Consider the following 16547-nt stretch of genomic DNA (forward strand, 5'->3'; position numbering starts at 1 on the left):
TTTATGCGTGAGCCTTTGGCCCTATTGATGTTTGTCTGTAAAATTCTTCTAAATAGTTGTTGAGCATCATCAGCGTTTGTACACCGATGCTGCTGCTTTCCCGGATGCTGCTAACCAGGTTGAAAATGTTAGTTACCAAGGCTTCGTCTGCCCCGGATTTATTTACAAGCCTATCTTTTAACTCTTCGTCCCAGGTGTTGGTGCTGATGTGGTAATGCAGGCGCAGGTGCTCCAGAAAGTATGATATCTTCTTCTCGGCTATATTCTTGTGGTCGCCGTTGTTAAAGTATAAACTGCCGATGGTCTTGACAAAATCAAGCGTAGTGTTGCGTGGTGGCTCAACAACCGGAATAACACGCTGTGTGCGTTTGCTCTTGAACAGCAGGAATAGCACCATACTTACCAAAGCAATGTAATAGGCCCAGGTAAGCGGCTCATACTCCATCAGCACCCGAAATACAGATTGATTCTCTATTCGACCCTGTTTCTGGTACTCGTCCCAATAAACCGTTTTTACTGGTAAATGGGATAAAGCTGTGGCTGCATATTCGCTTTGATTTTGGGTAAGCAACTGGTAGTTTGTAAAAGCCAGCGGAACAGAGCTGATGTAAAACCAGCCACGGCCAAACCGCACTTTCATGAAATTAAGATAACCGGCTTTGTTTCGGCCCAATGCTATGTGCCCGGCTTTGGGGTCTGCGTCTAAGTATACAGCTTCCTGGTTTTTAGGGTAAGTATAAACAAGGTGCGCTTGCTGGCTCGTAAAGTATAAAGCAGTAGAATCAGGAGATGTGCTACCCAACGTTTCTGTGTCAAACTTTAGCGTATCGGTCAGAAACATAGAGAAGTGCTCTGCAGCAATGAAAACCTGGTTACCACGGCTCACGAAGTCCAGCAAAGCATTAGTATCTACACTATCTGCCTCAAAATTATTATGGATAAACACATAGTTGCCCGACAGGGTAGAGTCCTGCAGCAGATTATAGATTGGCTCCCGGACTTCCTGTGCTTTTTTGCCCGGAAATATGCCTGGCAGCAGGTCGTACAGGGCATAGGTGCCAAACGGTATCTTATCTTTACGTGAGTAAGTATGCGTCCAGTCTACAGGCTGCGGACGGAAGTACTCCAGCAGTACCAAGGCGCCGAAAAGCAGCACGATCAGGGCGATATATCTGCGGTAGCCTTTCATGCGTACTGTTTTATCTGTTTGTCGAAAAGTATAAATTCTGCTCTGGCGGAAGTAAAAAGCTCGTCGCCGAGGGCTGCGCCGCCGTACCATACATACTCAAACATGCTGGTAAGCTGCTCAAACTCACGGCGTAGTTCAGGTGCTTTAATTTCGTTGATGTAGCTACGGTTGGTCTTGCCCGGTTTCCAAAGTATAAATCCATGGTCGGTCAGGTTCTTTAGGCTTTGCAGGTAGTGCAGGCGTATGGCCTTACGGAAATCGCGCTGCCCTATGGCTTCCTCGATCAAAGACCTGATGTCCATTTCGTGGATGTTCTCTTCATATACTTCATAAGCCATTTCGCTCTCAATTGATTTGCGGGAGAACAGGTTGGTCATATCCATTCTCAGCAGCTTTACAATAATAAAGATGATGCCCGCCACGATAAATGCATAGATCAGATACTCCCAGACAGGACCGGACTTCGTACTGTAAAATACTTTGCTAAGCCACCTGGTAAACTTGTTCCATACTTTTTCGAGGAAGGTCTTGTCGGGTTTAACCTCTTCAAAATACTGGAAATCCTTATCGGAGCGTAGTTCCTCTACCTGTTCTGGGTCGAACTGGCGCACCGTAACAGGTACCTGCGAAGCCGGAATGCTATCTTTTGACTGGGCATAGGTAGCTGGGCCAAAACCAAGAAGCAGGCAAAGTATAAGTATAAAAGTATAAGGTTGCTTAAAAGTCTCCTTCATTCTTAAAAGTATGGCTGTCACGCTTGCCGATCAGGTTTACCTGCTCCATCCATCCGATGCCGTCTTTCTGCTCTACCAGATGAAAGTACTGAAAAGCAATGGCAACCATGGTAATGCAGGAAATATAAATGTTGAAGACAGAGGAGATAGTATTAGCCGCTACAAGTAGTACATCACTGTCTACGCCTGGCACCTCTAGCATACGCAGCATAGTAATGATACCTGCAGGTAAGGCAGCCAGCCAGCCAATCATTCCCTGAATAAACGCTACGATAAGCAGAAAGCCAAACGTGGCCCACCAGTTGTGCTTGATAAGGTAAAAGCAGCGCTCCACCGACTCGATCACTCCCAGTTCTTCGCGTATCATCACCATAAAGAACAAAGAGCAAACTACACCCAGGTATAAGCCAAAGCCTAGTAAGAAGAACCCGAAAAAGCAAACTAGGCCTATGCCTATGCCAGCGTAGATGGCCTGTACCATGTTAACCTTTATATGCTCCCACACAGCGGCAGGCGATACCTCATCGTCGGAATCCATATACACTACAATAAAACTATACACCACCAGCGACACCATAATATAGCCCAGCATGGTAAAGAACAGCATGACAATGTAGTTAAGCGACGTTACCTGCTGAAAAAAGCTGAACTCGCCGTAGGATCTATAATCACCGGTGCCGGATATAGACTGGAACAGGCGTGCCTGGTATAAGCCCGAAAAGATACCAGCCATTAAGGCAACCGGTGTTACGTAAAGCAATAAGGCTCTGGATAACGGTTTTAAGTTGTGCTTTATAAAATGGAAGGTGGCATTTAGTTTTTCGCCGAAGTCGCGCTCTTGCCTCAGGTTAATTTTCTGGCTTGTCTGGTACATGTTGCTTGTGCAGTAAACGTGGGTAAAGTATAAAGTAGTAAAGTATAAATGCTGCGGATGATAGTATGATAAACAAGCTAAGTGCCAGCGGCATATCAGTGTGGCGGGTAACAAAGCCCTCTAAAAAACCTGCGGTGATAAAAATTGGAACCAGCCCGACCACGATCTTGAGTCCGCGGCGGGCGCCTTGTTTAAAAGAGTGCAGCCGTGAATAGGTTTTCGGGAAAAGCAGGCTGTTGCCCATCACAAAACCGGCACAACCGGCAATTACAATGGCCGCTATCTCCAGGGTGCCGTGTATCCAGATGGTGAGTACGGATGTTAAAAGCAGGCCTTGTTTGTAAAAGAAATACTGGAAAGCCCCCAGCATGATTCCGTTGCTGAACAAGACCCAGAAAGTGCCCAGCGAAAAAAATACCCCCAGCACAAATGCCACAAAAGATACCTTTATGTTATTCAGCGTGATGTAGAGGAACATTTCTGTTTCGCCCTGACTTTTGTAAACAGCCATCGGGTCTCCGTTCCGGATATTCTGCAAGGTCTGGTTTACATAGCTGTCGCCGAGAATAAGCCGGACAAAGGTATCATCCATGGCAGCAGAAAGTGCGCCTATGCCGCAGGCTATGGCAAAAACCAGGAAGGCATAGAGTAGCTGGCGGTGGTGCTCCCGAAACAGCAATGGCAACTCATACTTCCAGAAGGTAACAAAGCGGTTCTTCTTTTCTTTCTTGTTTTTGTAGATGGCCTGGTGTGTTTTGCCAGCCATGCTGTTCAGGTAAGCAGTTGTGTCGGAAGTAGGGTAAAAGGTACGCGCATAGGCCAGATCGTCGGTGAGCTCTATAAACCTGTCGGCTAGCGCATCGGGGCTGGTTGCCGCCTCAGTTTCGTAGGATTTCCACTTAAGTTTGTTTTTTCGGATAAAAGCTGCCTCGCGCACGGTACGGTGTGTGTTGTGTTATAAACCAAATATATATATCTTGTGATGTAAATAAAAGAAAGCAAACTTTTTTCTCAGATGAATACCGTAAAAATCCAGACAACGCAGAACGTTGAGGTGGAGTACCCGCTGGCTAGTGTAGGCGACAGGATCGTAGCAACTATTATTGATGGGGCTGTTTTTGTTGTTTGGTTTATGGCAATGGCTGTGGCATTTCAGTTCAGCAATTTTGTAAATGAGGTAGTATACTTTGTTTTGCTGATGCTGCCACCGATGTTTTACCACCTGCTCTTCGAGATTTTTATGAACGGGCAAAGTATAGGCAAAAAAGCCCGCGATATTAAAGTGGTAAAGCTGTCCGGAGAAGCACCATCTGTTGGCGATTACCTGCTGCGCTGGCTTTTCAGGTTAGTAGATATGGGAATCTCGAGTGGTTTAGTGGCTGTAATTACGGTTGCCGCCAGCAGCAAAGGTCAACGCCTCGGCGATATGGCTGCTGGTACCTGTGTTATCCGTACACGCGCTGTGCAAAGACGGGCTCCTTTGATGATGAAAACCGAAGAAAATTACCAGATTGTTTTTCCGGAAGTGAGCCAGCTTAACGACCAAGACCTGGTCCAGATACGGAAATTGGCCTATAAGGCAAAACAGCATCAGAACTACGAACTGCTAGAGAAAACAGCTTTGCGCGTAAAAGAAGTTACCGGTATTCAAACCGATTTATCTGACTGGGAATTTCTTAAAACTGTTGCCAAAGACTACCACCATTATACCCATGGCGAGATAGAGGTACGTTAGTTGACGAAAATATAACATACAAAAAGTTTACTGCTAAAAGCCGTTCCCAAAGTATGGGGACGGCTTTTGTATTTTAAGGAATAGCAGTCAGATCTAAAGCCGGTTTATTAAATGAAATAAAGTATACAAATTGTTTCTATAGTATAAATTGAATATTTATATTAGATGTTATGAAAGTATTATCTTGCTAGAATAAGTTCGCAACCATACTTCCTGATTGGTTAAATGCTGCCCTGGTAGTCTAAAATATATGTATGCAAAAAAACATCTTGATTATAGAAGACGAACGACTGGTTGCAGAGTACATATCTTCCATACTTAGGGAGGCAGGGTATAGCGGGGCTGCCATAGCAGACAATCGTGCCGGTGCTGTTGCATTCTATACAAATAATCCTGTAAGCCTTATCATCAGTGACCTTAACCTGTTTGGCGTGTATGAGGGGCACCTTATCGTGCGCGAACTGCAAAAGATAAAGCCTGCTCCTGTAGTCTATTTAACCGCTTACTCTGAGCAGCAAACCCTGGAGGATGCCCTGTCTACGGAACCTATAGCTTATGTACTAAAGCCTTTTACCGAAAGGCAATTGCTGGTAGCTGTTAAAATGGCTTTACGGCAGCACGCTGAAGCCTGCGTAAATGGCAGTGAACAAAGACCCTCGGACCGGGAAATGGACATTGTACGCTACCTGGCAGAAGGATACAAAAGCAAGGAAATTGCCGAGAAACTTTTTATCAGTGAAAACACAGTAAGAACACACCGCCGTAACCTGCTCCGCAAATTCGACCTTAGAACCAGTTCAGAGCTTATAGCCATGGCCGTTAAGTTGAAGTGGATAAAGTCTTAGGCCGGGAAGTATGCAGCAAATCAAAAAGTATGTCAGTGCTATAACCGGCGACAGCCAAGCCTTTCGCCTGGAGCATCGCATCTTTAATATCTCCAGTTTCTTAATAACTACTTTCGCTATTGTAGGAGCTGTAGCCAATTACCTGATAGACTTGCCCCCGGCCACTGTCTGGCTAAGTGTAGCCGGAGCCCTTATCTCAGCGTGGTTATACTTTGTTGGGCGAGTAAAAAGGATTTTTTCTGCCAGCCTGATTTTTTGCTATGTAGCTGCTTCGCTGGGTTTGCTAAGCGTAATGCATTTTTATAACGGCGGCATCGATGGCAACCTGTTTTACCTGATCATCATGCTGCTGAACATCTTTCTGCTGATGGTGCCGCCGCGGTATCAGTACTGGGTGTTCGGAATTATGTATACAGATTTGCTCTTGTTGCTGGTGCTGGAATACTATAATCCGGGCTGGGTGATACCCTACGACTCTCAGGAAGAAAGAATGATAGACTATGGGGTAACATTGCTGTACTCCATGTTCTACACAACTATCGTTATTGTTACCTTCCGGAAGAGCTACAATTCAGAAAGGCAAAAGGTGGTTGAGCAGAATAACCAGCTATTAACCCTAAACGAACAGATTCTGAGTCAGCAGAAACGGCTGGAGGAGAAAACCCATGAGCTGGAGGCTTCCGTTAAAATCGCCAACGAACGTAACGAGCACATAAACATGCTGTTACGCGAACTTAACCACCGTGTAAAAAACAACCTGCAGGTAGTAAGCAGCTTGCTAAACCTGCAGGCCTATGCTATAACCGATGAGAATGCTAGAAGGGCGCTGCTGGAGGGAAAAAATAGGCTGCTATCTATGATTCTGATACATCAGCGGCTGTACCAAAACGATAACGCCACGGAGATATACATGCCGGATTACCTAAAAGACCTTACTGAAACCATCATGTTTACCTATAGCAACGAGTTTGACGAAGACATGCTGGAATATGACGTTGAACCTATTTGGATGAACGTAGAAGCTGCAATACCTGTGGGCCTTATCTGCAACGAGTTAATTACAAATGCCTTTAAGTATGCTTATGCTGAGATAGATGAGCCATTACTTCACATCAAACTATCCGCTATGCCGGATAAATACCTACTGCAGGTAAGCGACAATGGACCGGGTATGCAAGATAATGGACAAGCTAAAACCTTCGGCCTGGATCTGATCAGCTCGCTTTTAAAGCAACTAGACGGTAACATGGAAATGGATACAGATGCCGGAACAAAAGTAACGGTTAAGTTCAGTAAAGTACTCAAGCCTGTATTGTTGGAGTAGGGTGATTTTGATTGTTATACAGGTCCCAACCACCCTCCTGTATTACCTCACCCCACCCCTCTCCTAAAAACAGGAGAGGGAGTTTTATACTTACTGCTTTTTCTGCCATCACAATAGTTAAAGCACTTCCTCTTTGTCATCCTGTAAAGGATCTTGTGAGAAGGGAGGTTAAGCAACAGCTACTAAGTTTACACAAATGCTAAAGTAATAGCAGAACTCTCCGCCTTATCTAAGTCATAGATTCCAGACTTGTTTAGGAGAGGGGCCATGGGTGTTTGGATAAATAATGTGCTGCTACTATAAGAACCTCACTGTAATGTAGCTATCCGTGTTCCTGCCCTGGTCATCAGTGCAGGATATTTTATACTTACCGGCCTGCTTCGGCTCAAAAAAAACCTTCTCGTTAGCGGCTGTGGCACGAAGGAACTTGTCGTTGATGTACCAGTATACTTGCTTTACCTCGTTGTGCGTGTTGCAATGCAGCATCAGTTGCTGATACTCTTCCTGCTCGAGTAAATACTCCATACCTGCTGCAGGAGAGGTGATAACAGGAGCATGTTCTTTAAAAATGCGGCTACATTTAGGGTTGTGGGCCGGAATCTGTTGGTACGGTATCCTTTCAGAATCGTAAAAGGTGAGTAGCTCCGGTGCATGGTTTGGGTACAGCTGTTGCACAAAACCTGTGGCAGGTTGGCAACTGGTGCAGTAGCTATACTTTTTATCCTGGGAAACAGAAATGCGCTTCAGGTGGCTGCACTTTTGTGTGGACGATATGCCGGGTATAAACGTATCCATCACCTGGTTACTGCAGAAGCTGTTGGCGGGGCTACCGCTTTCTGAGCATACTACTCTTAAACCTATGCCTTTAGGTTGCTGAAACCACCTATCTGTGGAGTTATAATCGATGCTGTTAAAGATGTCGAAGAGCAGGGGAGTAGCTGAGTCGGTACCGTTCAGTTCTGGTACGCCCTCGCCGGAGAAATTGCCAACCCACACGCCCACCGTATACTTTTTATTGTAGCCTATGCTCCAGGCATCTTTGCGGCCATAGGAGGTTCCGGTTTTCCACGCAATTTTGGGCAGGTTAGGGCTATTGTGTGCATTATGCGGCAGGTCAGGACGCGTGAGCTGCGTCAGGACCTGGTTAACCATAAATGCCGAGGCAGGCGAAAGTAACTGTGTTACCTGTTGGGTAGTATCCTGTTGCAGCCATTTGATGGAGTTATACTTTCCCTGGTTGGCAAAGGCAGCATATAGCAAGGTGAGCTCTTCCAGCTTTACATCACATCCTCCCAAAATCAAAGACAGCCCTAATTGGTTGCCATTACGTTTCATTTCCGAAAACTCTGCCTGCTTCAGCTTCTGTACAAACGTATAAACGCCCAACTGGTCGAGCACTTTTACAGCAGGTACATTAAGCGAGGTAGCCAGCGCATGTGTTATGGTAACATTGCCGTTGTAGTTGCCGAAATAGTTCTGTGGACGGTAGCCGGCATAGTCAATCGGCACATCGGTAATTACAGTTTTAGGAGTGAGCAGGCCTTTGTCGAAAGCAGTGGCATACAGAAAAGGCTTTAAGGTACTGCCTGGTGATCTTGCTGCCTTAATGCCGTCAACCTGCCCGTGGTGCGCAAAATCGTTGAAATCTGCAGAGCCCAGGTATGCTTCTACTGCTTTTGTTTGGTTATTGATAACTAGTACCGCTGCGTTGTGAATGTTCTGGTAGCGCAGCCGTTGCATGTAGTTATAGGCCAGCTGCTCTACTTTTTCCTGCACCTGCCTGTTAAGCGTGGTTTTGATGATAGGCTGATTTTTATACTTGCGGTACATTCGGTAAGCAAAATGCGGAGCTACTTTGGGTGCATCCAGTCTGCGTGCCTCAAGCGGCTCCAGCAAAGCATCTTCAATGTCTGCAGCTGGGAAAGCCTGTTGCGCCTGGTAGTAGTGCAGCCATTTATTCCGGAACTCCACGATGCGTTCGTTTTGTTCGCCAATTCTTAAGGAGGATGGCTTGTTAGGAATAACCGTTAAAGTAACCGCCTGCGCCAGGCTAAGCTGCTTCGGCGACTGGTGGAAGTATAAAACAGAAGCCGCCTTTATCCCCTCGATGTTTCCACCAAAAGGCACCAGGTTTAAGTATAGCTGCAGGATCTCGTCTTTACTGTAATACCACTCCAGTTGCAACGCCCGGAACATTTCGCATAGCTTGTTGGCGTAGGTGCGCCGCTGCGGGTAAAGCAGTCGGGCTACCTGCATGGTGATAGTAGAGGCCCCGGAAGTTTTCTTGTCTTGAAGTAAGTTGTTGGCTAAAGCTCTGGTAATGGCAAATGGGTTGATGCCGGGGTGGTAATAAAAGTACTTGTCCTCCTTCAGCAGCACCGCCTTCTTCAGGACAGGGTTGATTTCGTCGGGCTCCAGCTGCATCCGCCACTTATCATCCCGGCTCAGAAATGCATTGATCACGCTGCCATCCGAGGCGGTGATAACAGGGGAATAGGAGATGTTTACTTTTAGAGGATAGAGATAGTTGAGTGTGGCAAAGGCAATGCAAAGTATAAATGCAAAGTATAAAGTATACTTTAGCAGGGGCTTGCTGTAGGTTAGCAGCCTTTGGTGAAGTATATACTTTGGTTGTTGGGTTTGCATGTTGAATTTATTAAGCTTTGCTTCCCATTGCGCGAGCGTCCACGCTCGTGACTAATTATAGTGGGGCCTCTGGCCTGGTATTAAATTTTCGGTCCCAGGTCAAACCACTCCTTATCCAAGGCAGGGAATCTTTACTGTAACTACTTTAGCTGAGGTTAAAGCTTAATTGCTGCTTTCCTCAAGCGGACAGGTCGCGACCTGTCCCTACAAAATATATCATTCAATTAATGACTCAACTATAATGGGCCGGAGGCCCCGCTATAATTAGTCACGAGCGTGGACGCTCGCGCCATGATAATTAACTCCCAAACTCTACTTCACTTTCACAACCCCACCGCCCGAGTAACTATGATACTCCGCATTGTACATAGCATCAGCCCCAATCGGCCCTAACTGAAAATCACCTTTGCTAACCGCGCGTACCTGGTAGAAAAAATACTGCTTCTCCGGCTTGGCGGTGGCGTATAGGTTTATCCTGTCGTCTCTAATATCAATATGATCCGGAGTGGCAGGTTCCTGCGCTTCAATCCAACCAAACTCACGGGCAGTCATCAGGCGTGGGTTCTCTATCTCGAAACCGGCAGGCAGCATATCGGTGATGGCTACATTAGGTATACTTCTGCCGTCCAGCGATTGCAGCTCCACACGCACTACTACCAGGTCATTTTGCTTAAAGGTGTTATTCTTAATCTCTTTGCCGTTTCTGTCGAAGAAGGTTTTGCGCACTTTTAGGTAACTGTCTTCTTTTTTGATATTGCCGCTATGGCTGATGCCTTCCAGTTCCCAGAAATAGTATAAAGCGCCAGTGCCTTTGCCTCGGATGCTGATCGGGCCGCTGCTGATGTTATTCGTTAAAGTAAGGTCGTTGCCGGTAAAGGTGCCGATCTGTTTACCATTTTGGTATACCTGTGCCGTTTGGCTGCCTCTGTTCCTGCTCGAGAGCTTGCCTAAAGCCATTAAGGCGAAAGCACGTTCCTGGGTATTGTACCAGCGTTTGGAGCGCAGCTCCTGCGACAGGTGCCTGGATAAAGTACCGATCTGCGGATTATCCGGATCAGCCTCAATTAAACCATTCAGAGATATAGCCATATCGCGTAGCGGAGAGTAGAAACTGCCATCCAAAGCACGCAACGAAGTTTCGCCGGAGAAGGAGCGGGGCAGGATCTGGTTAAAGCTTTCTCGGCTGCCGTTCAGGGCATAGGTGCTGGCCAGCAGATAGCGGGAGTCTATTGATAACAGCTCCGGTTTTGCCTTATAATAGTTCATGGTAGACCAATCCACTTTGCCGGCTATACTTAGCACGTACAGCGAATAAGTGGTTTCGCGGGCTGCGATATACTTGGTCTGCACCTGGCGGCTGGCATCATAGTAGCGGTACTCTTCCAGCGCTTTGCCTTTTACCTTTTGCTGCAGGTAGCGCACAGCCTTCTCCAGCACCTCCTGCGTTACCGGGAACCCGGCTTTTTTGGCCTCCAGTAAAAAGTGCGTGGCATAGGTGCTGCTCCACCAGTCGGTGTAAGTGGCGCCGGGCCAATAAGTAAAGCCACCATCATACTGCTGCATCAGCTCAATTTTGGTGATGGCCTCCTGCACCAGGTAGTTCGGGTTAAAGCTGCGGTTCTTTTTATCCTGGTGCAATGACCGGGCAAGGTCGGTATAGTATAAAAGCGGGAAGGCTGTAGAAGTAGTCTGCTCCAGGCAACCGTGCGGGTAGCGCAGCAGGAAGGTAATATCGTCGGTAAACTGTGCCAGCGGCGAACGGCTTACCACCAGCTTTGCTGACACAGACGAAGGGATAAAATCGTTGGCCAGTTTGATATCGGCTATGGCTCCATCTTTTATACTGCCGGCCTCTGTTACTTTGGTAAGCGGCGCTATAGGGCGAACGGTAATGTCGGTGTTGCTGGCAAATTGCTCATTCAAGGCATTTACCAGCACTTTTACAGATGCCTGACCAATGGCGGGAGTAGCCACTAATTTGTAAGTTACCTGCGCCTCCGCATTCGGATTTATACTTGATGATTTTCTGGTTTCGCCTACCACACGCAATGGACCCGTTACCGATATGCTGCTACCAGCTGTTGCTTTGGAGGCAGTAGTATTGCTTAGTGTTACTGGAACAAGTATGGTATCTCTAGGACTCACAAACCGAGGCAGCGCCGTACTGATAACCACCGGATCAGAAACGCGCATCAGCTGCTCGGTAGAGCCGAAGGCATTGTCTTTATAAGCCACTGCCATAATACGAACGGCTCCAGAAAACTCCGGAATGCGGACACGTATGTTTACCTCACCATTGCTGTTGGCCTTTAAATGCCCACTCCACAACGATACTAGCTTTACACGTTTTGAGGTTAACGGATTGATGCGTTTTGCCAGATCATAGCCATCGCCGCCTGTGCTGGAGCGTGTACCCAGCTCAGGGAACAAGTATGGATAAAGATCATAGCCAGTTACTTCCAGTGCGCGCTTTTGATAAAAGTAGGCATGCGGGTCAGGAGTCTGATAGTCTTTTATCTGCAGAATTCCTTCATCCACAACAGCCAGTGTCAACTCTGCATTAGGTGCAGTTTTTATTTTTACCTGCTGTAATCTACTGGACCTGGATGCCTCAGGAGCAAGTATGGCAACATTCAGTTTCGTGTTTTTCTTCGTAACGGTTATGGGTTTAAAGCCACGGGCAATGGTAAGTGGCATTCGACTGTCTTTTACCTGCCGCAGTGCAATAGCCGAAATATAAGCTGTTGGTAAATGCTCATCTTTTATAGGCAAGGTAAGTGAGGCAGCTTTTTTATCGGTTTTAAGGTAATAGTAACTCAGGATATTATTCTGCTCTACAGTCACCAATATTTTGCCAGCAAACGGTGATTTGAACAGGATTTTGGCTTCATCACCTACTTCATATTTTTCCTTATCCAGCGAGATGTCTACTTCGCCTTCGGTGTTCACAGCAAAGGAGGTGCTTTCAGTGTCGCCCCAGCCGTAGGCATAAAACTCCTGCGCCACATAATTGTAAGCGCCGGGCCGCATCACACGGATTTCGTACTGTCCGGAGGTAACAGGCGTAAAGTTAAATGTAGCTCCGCTGGCAGGTATTTGTATGTTTTTGCTGATGATAACGTTTTCTCTACGCTGCGATTTATAGTTGTACTCCTCGCTGTGGCGCTCTATTACCGACTCGTAAGTATAGCGCACCAGCTGTAATTTGGCCGTGGCCGTAACAGGGGAACCGCTGCGGTCTAAAGCGATTAAAGGAATATTCATCGCGCGGCGGGTGCTTACGTAATCATCAAAGTTTCTGATACCGAAAAATACCTGCTGCGTGCTCACATCAAACTTGTTCAGGCGGTTTACAGGCCGGCCAGTTTCGTCGAAAACGGTAGTATAAAGCGAACCATCCAGCAAACCGATGTCCTGAAAGTTTTCCAATTCAAATACCTCCTGCGCTTTGCCTTGCTCATCTGTCTCTCCTTGGCGGGTGCTTGTCTGGATGTTCACATCACCGGAGGTTTTAATATCGAAAGTATAATCGAGGTAACGTTTGGCCTCGAAGGTTTTCTTTTTCAGGTTGAGTTGTGTTTCGTAGTTGCGGCTGGCGGCTGGCGGTCCGAACAGGTTTTGCGCCGTGAGGTTAAGTATGAGTTTCTCGCCGGAATTATAAACGCTTTTATTAAGCACAGCCGTCACCTTCAGGCGGTCCGGCATAAACTCTTCTACGCCAATTTTCTTTGCGTTAAGCAGCACATCGTTACCAGAGTATACTTCTAAAGTATAAGTACCTGTTACGGCTGCGGAGTTAAGTATAAAGCTGGTTTCGCTGGCACCCTGGCTGTTTAGTTTGCCTTTGGTGCTACGGTATTCTTTGCCGTTTGGCAGCAGCAGCTTTACCTTGATGGGCAATCCGACAACTGTTTTCCAGTCAGGAGTGCGGATAACAGTGTTTACATGGATAGTATCGCCGGGGCGGTAGAGGTCGCGGTCGCCGTAGATAAAGGCATCGTAGTTCAGTTCGCTCAGGCGTTTGCCGCCTACCTCAAACCGGGACGTGTTTACCTGCGTCTGGCTGTAAGACATGTAGTTAAAGTCGTCGCCTTTACGGGCCGTGATCATACCTACCTTAAAGTCCGGAGCCGTTGTGCCAATGTTGCTGAACCGGGCCACGCCATCTTTATCCGTAGTGGCTTTGTGAATTACCTGATTATTGGTGCTGATAAAACGAATCTCCACATCTTCCATCGTAGTAGCTTCCCGAATGGAGTTGGCAAACACCACCACTTCGTCTTTGCCCTGTTTAGCTATTAAACCGATATCTGAAACCGAAACGATCTTGGAATCTTTCAGCCAATTTTTGTCAGTACTGGAAACGGTCATCACATACAAACCTTTAAACTGGCTGTCGAAGTCGAGGTCGTGCAGGTTGAGGTTTAACAGGTAGGAGCTACCTTGCTTGCGCAGGCTTTCGGTATTGTATTCACGCTCGAAAAGGGTATTGCCGTTGTTCTCGTTTACATCATAGTAGGAATTGGAGTAATATTCTTGGGTTTCCTCGTCGTAGTAGCCATCGTACATTTTTCCGTCGCGCAGGTAGTACAGGATGTTGTTCTCGTATACTTTGCTGATGCTGACCTTTATGCGCGGTACCTTTGTAATGTTGAGGGCAATGTTTCGGGCACCCTGGCTGCTGAGGTAAATGCTTTTTGCGTTGGCAAAACTCACACCCGGTTGCACATCGGCAAAAGTTACGCTGTGCCGGTAAGGTTGTCCCATCTGCTTGCCTTCTATGCCCATCAGGTTGCCTGATAGAGTCAAAGTATAAGTACTGCTCTGGTCGAAGCTCCCTTTTAATACAAAACCATTCTGGAGGCGCTCTACCGTAAATTCACGTCTTGGGCTTAGACTTATCAGTTCGCCCAGGCTGCTATTGGTGATAGGTTGTGTAGTTAGAACATAAATCCGTTCCTGGCCTTCTTCCAGCGCAGTAGTAACCTCCATTACCTGAATGCGCTGGCGGCTCGGGAGCAAAACATCCCGCTCTATTGTATGGTCGGTTTGTTTTGTGCTGCCGGCAATGCTTAGGCCTTTAGCTATACTTAAACGCAGCGGAATCTCTTTTGCGATCTGTCCTTCCACGTTCTTTACCCGAATGGTGATGTTGTCGCGGTTTCCGCTTGCCAGTTCTATGGGCAGTTCCTTGTTGCCGGCATATACTCTTAAATGTTCCCGCAACTCCTGGAACAGCACCGGATAGTTAAAATCCAAAAGCAAACTTGCCTCCAACTGGTTTGGGTTGTTCTCGTTGGCTACCCAATAGCTTTTTACCTGATGCAGCCTTAAGTAGGGTGTATGGAAAGTGAAACCCTGTCCGGCTGGTATTTTATACTTGGTAGGGGAGCGGATAAGCAGGTTTTCAGATAGTTCGGCTTTATAGTTGGTGGCCGGGGCAAAAGGCTTGTCCGGCGAGAAGATGAGTTCGTTTGGTGCTGTCCACTTATACTTTCCGGGTATTTGAGGCCAGAACGCTATATAAGTAGTGGTGTCCCATTTGTTCAGCAGCGAATCGCCTACTAAATCTTTATCAAACGTAAACACCAGGTTCTGTTCACGGGCTATTTCCTGGTCAAAGTTCTTACCTTCCAAACGCAATTCATCGCTGTTACTCCGACAATTTGTAAGTAAAAACAGGAGTAATATGGCCTTAAACCAGGTATGGAACTGTAAAGAGCGGGGTGATGGCTTGGAATTCATGGTGCGCGTGGGTACTGGAATGTTTTACTAAATGTAAGCATTGTTTAGTTATAACGAAAGACATAATAATACATGTAAATATACTCTTGAAATATGATCTAGTAGGCGGGTTGTACTTATTTGTACAAATTGTGTTAAAATTTTATTGCTGATTTATAGCTAGTTATGGGTAGATAAAGGCTTTTTAACAGAAGTTTTTCTTACGGACAGCTGTTATTGGCACGCATGTTGCAAATCACTTGATCAGTTAGTTTTAGTTTCAACAAACTATCAATGTTATGAAAAAGATTAGTCTAGTATTAAGCCTTACATTTTTAATGTTTATAGTGATGAGCAGCTCATCACAGGCGCAGGAAAGAAAGAAATGGAGCCCACAGGCTAAAGGTGCAGTAATTGGCGCAGCCACAGGTGGTGCAGCCGGAGCCATTATACATAAGCGTAACCGTGTTGTAGGTGGTGTTGTAGGTGGCGTAGTTGGTGCCGGTGCCGGTTATGGCGTAGGTAAGATCATTGATAACAAGCAAAAGAAAAAAGAAGCCGAGGCAGCAGCTGAGCGTATAGCCGTAATTGAGAGATCAAACGACTATAAAGTAGCTTCCTCTACAAGATCATCTGCTCCGGCACGAAAAACTAGAAAAGCCGCTGTTACACCGGCTGCTCCAGAGCCTGCAACTATGGCTTATGCAGAGAACAATGAGAATGTATTCTTTACGTCTGGCTATGTGCTGAACCCACATTACGGCGACCCAAGCAAGCCATATTATACTTCGGAATATAGAGTGAAAAGCTGGTAATTTGGATCTATACTTAATATAAGACCAGGCCCGGCGCCTGGTCTTTTTCTTTAAAGCGTATGCACCCTTATTTTAAATCTTACGTGTATATGCAAAATGAAAATATCAACATATCTAAATTTGAGAATCATGAAACCGATTAGCTATATAACATTTATACTCATGTTTGCCTTCCTGGTAGCTTGTGATAGCAAAAAGGAAGAAATGAATGTGCAGCAGTTAAATCAGGATTTTATTGCTGCCTGGAATAGTAAAGACTCAGAGAAAGTTGTTTCGATGCTGGGTGATGATGTACAGTTTCTGCAGGGCAAGATGCACTTAAGAGGAAAATCTGATGTGTCTAATCGCTGGGTGCGCGAAACAATTAATACCATCAACAACCTGAGATTAAGCAACGTGAGCTCTGCTGTAGACGAGAACCTTGCTTATGGCGCTGGTACTTTTACGGTAGATGTACTGCCTGCCGGACCTCAGGAGCCCCATGGAACAGGCGAGGGTAACTATATCCTACTTTGGAAAAAAGGCGAAGACGGCGAATGGAAACTTAACTATGCGCAGTTAGAGGATATGCCGGTTCAAGCCAGAAACTTCTAAAATAATATAAATTCATTAAAAAGGCCGCTGAAGATTTATACTTCAGCGGCCTTTTTTTTGTCAATTC

At 46.3% G+C, this 16547-nt stretch carries 12 protein-coding genes; 5 read left to right on the forward strand and 7 right to left on the reverse strand.

The window, feature by feature from the left end; translation table 11 throughout:
* Position 1: 1 nt before the first annotated feature.
* The 4 genes from K0O23_RS13855 to K0O23_RS13870 are packed head-to-tail and all read right to left on the reverse strand — an operon-like array spanning position 2 to position 3734.
* On the reverse strand, positions 2-1189 hold the full coding sequence (locus K0O23_RS13855) for a DUF4350 domain-containing protein (RefSeq protein ID WP_219878031.1): 1188 nt from the start codon (positions 1187-1189) through the stop codon (positions 2-4).
* On the reverse strand, positions 1186-1923 hold the full coding sequence (locus K0O23_RS13860) for a DUF4129 domain-containing protein (protein ID WP_219878032.1): 738 nt from the start codon (positions 1921-1923) through the stop codon (positions 1186-1188). The genes K0O23_RS13855 and K0O23_RS13860 overlap by 4 nt, the downstream gene beginning before the upstream one ends.
* Entirely contained in the window at positions 1907-2797 is an 891-nt protein-coding gene (locus K0O23_RS13865; protein WP_219878033.1) for a hypothetical protein, read from the reverse strand. Before K0O23_RS13865 ends, K0O23_RS13860 begins: the two co-directional genes overlap by 17 nt.
* Entirely contained in the window at positions 2772-3734 is a 963-nt protein-coding gene (locus K0O23_RS13870) for a stage II sporulation protein M (RefSeq protein ID WP_219878034.1), read from the reverse strand. The genes K0O23_RS13865 and K0O23_RS13870 overlap by 26 nt, the downstream gene beginning before the upstream one ends.
* A gap of 78 nt (positions 3735-3812) precedes the next feature.
* Here K0O23_RS13870 and K0O23_RS13875 point away from each other — a divergent pair, with 78 nt between their 5' ends.
* The 3 genes from K0O23_RS13875 to K0O23_RS13885 all read left to right on the forward strand — a co-directional run bounded on the left by K0O23_RS13875 (position 3813) and on the right by K0O23_RS13885 (position 6701).
* Positions 3813-4532 carry an RDD family protein gene (locus tag K0O23_RS13875; RefSeq protein WP_219878035.1) on the forward strand — a complete coding sequence of 240 codons (720 nt, stop codon included), beginning with the start codon at positions 3813-3815 and terminating at the stop codon, positions 4530-4532.
* A 254-nt stretch (positions 4533-4786) separates the two neighbouring features.
* The gene (locus tag K0O23_RS13880; RefSeq protein WP_219878036.1) at positions 4787-5377 is read left to right on the forward strand and encodes a response regulator transcription factor; all 591 of its coding nucleotides are present in this window, start codon (positions 4787-4789) and stop codon (positions 5375-5377) included.
* A 10-nt stretch (positions 5378-5387) separates the two neighbouring features.
* Positions 5388-6701 carry a sensor histidine kinase gene (locus K0O23_RS13885; protein ID WP_219878037.1) on the forward strand — a complete coding sequence of 438 codons (1314 nt, stop codon included), beginning with the start codon at positions 5388-5390 and terminating at the stop codon, positions 6699-6701.
* Here K0O23_RS13885 and K0O23_RS20310 read toward each other — a convergent pair.
* The 3 genes from K0O23_RS20310 to K0O23_RS13895 form a co-directional block, all read right to left on the reverse strand.
* Positions 6679-6810 (reverse strand): hypothetical protein, encoded by a 132-nt coding sequence (locus K0O23_RS20310; RefSeq protein ID WP_262902627.1) that lies wholly within the window; start codon positions 6808-6810, stop codon positions 6679-6681. The genes K0O23_RS13885 and K0O23_RS20310 overlap by 23 nt on opposite strands.
* Before the next feature lie 188 nt (positions 6811-6998).
* A complete protein-coding gene (pbpC, locus tag K0O23_RS13890; protein ID WP_219878038.1) occupies positions 6999-9347 on the reverse strand; it encodes a penicillin-binding protein 1C in 2349 nt (782 codons plus the stop codon).
* 312 nt (positions 9348-9659) lie between these two features.
* Positions 9660-15092 carry an alpha-2-macroglobulin family protein gene (locus tag K0O23_RS13895; protein ID WP_219878039.1) on the reverse strand — a complete coding sequence of 1811 codons (5433 nt, stop codon included), beginning with the start codon at positions 15090-15092 and terminating at the stop codon, positions 9660-9662.
* Positions 15093-15421: 329 nt separating this feature from the next.
* On the opposite strand from K0O23_RS13895, the gene K0O23_RS13900 reads away from it, so the two are divergent.
* Both K0O23_RS13900 and K0O23_RS13905 read left to right on the forward strand, forming a co-directional pair.
* Positions 15422-15886, forward strand: a complete 465-nt coding sequence (locus K0O23_RS13900; protein ID WP_246597113.1) for a glycine zipper domain-containing protein — start codon at positions 15422-15424, stop codon at positions 15884-15886.
* Between the two features lie 129 nt (positions 15887-16015).
* On the forward strand, positions 16016-16480 hold the full coding sequence (locus K0O23_RS13905; protein ID WP_219878041.1) for a YybH family protein: 465 nt from the start codon (positions 16016-16018) through the stop codon (positions 16478-16480).
* Positions 16481-16547 lie beyond the last annotated feature (67 nt).

Source organism: Pontibacter aydingkolensis, from assembly GCF_019443125.1.
In the GTDB taxonomy this organism is placed as follows: Bacteria; Bacteroidota; Bacteroidia; order Cytophagales; family Hymenobacteraceae; genus Pontibacter; species Pontibacter aydingkolensis.

Bases quoted from the DNA above. Each gene is read 5' to 3' on its own strand.
- K0O23_RS13885 (WP_219878037.1), top strand. From the start codon at position 5,388: ATGCAGCAAATCAAAAAGTATGTCAGTGCTATAACCGGCGACAGCCAA.
- K0O23_RS13855 (WP_219878031.1), bottom strand. From the start codon at position 1,189: ATGAAAGGCTACCGCAGATATATCGCCCTGATCGTGCTGCTTTTCGGC.
- K0O23_RS13860 (WP_219878032.1), bottom strand. From the start codon at position 1,923: ATGAAGGAGACTTTTAAGCAACCTTATACTTTTATACTTATACTTTGC.
- K0O23_RS13880 (WP_219878036.1), top strand. From the start codon at position 4,787: ATGCAAAAAAACATCTTGATTATAGAAGACGAACGACTGGTTGCAGAG.
- K0O23_RS13865 (WP_219878033.1), bottom strand. From the start codon at position 2,797: ATGTACCAGACAAGCCAGAAAATTAACCTGAGGCAAGAGCGCGACTTC.
- K0O23_RS20310 (WP_262902627.1), bottom strand. From the start codon at position 6,810: ATGGCAGAAAAAGCAGTAAGTATAAAACTCCCTCTCCTGTTTTTAGGA.
- pbpC (WP_219878038.1), bottom strand. From the start codon at position 9,347: ATGCAAACCCAACAACCAAAGTATATACTTCACCAAAGGCTGCTAACC.
- K0O23_RS13895 (WP_219878039.1), bottom strand. From the start codon at position 15,092: ATGAATTCCAAGCCATCACCCCGCTCTTTACAGTTCCATACCTGGTTT.
- K0O23_RS13875 (WP_219878035.1), top strand. From the start codon at position 3,813: ATGAATACCGTAAAAATCCAGACAACGCAGAACGTTGAGGTGGAGTAC.
- K0O23_RS13900 (WP_246597113.1), top strand. From the start codon at position 15,422: ATGAGCAGCTCATCACAGGCGCAGGAAAGAAAGAAATGGAGCCCACAG.
- K0O23_RS13905 (WP_219878041.1), top strand. From the start codon at position 16,016: ATGAAACCGATTAGCTATATAACATTTATACTCATGTTTGCCTTCCTG.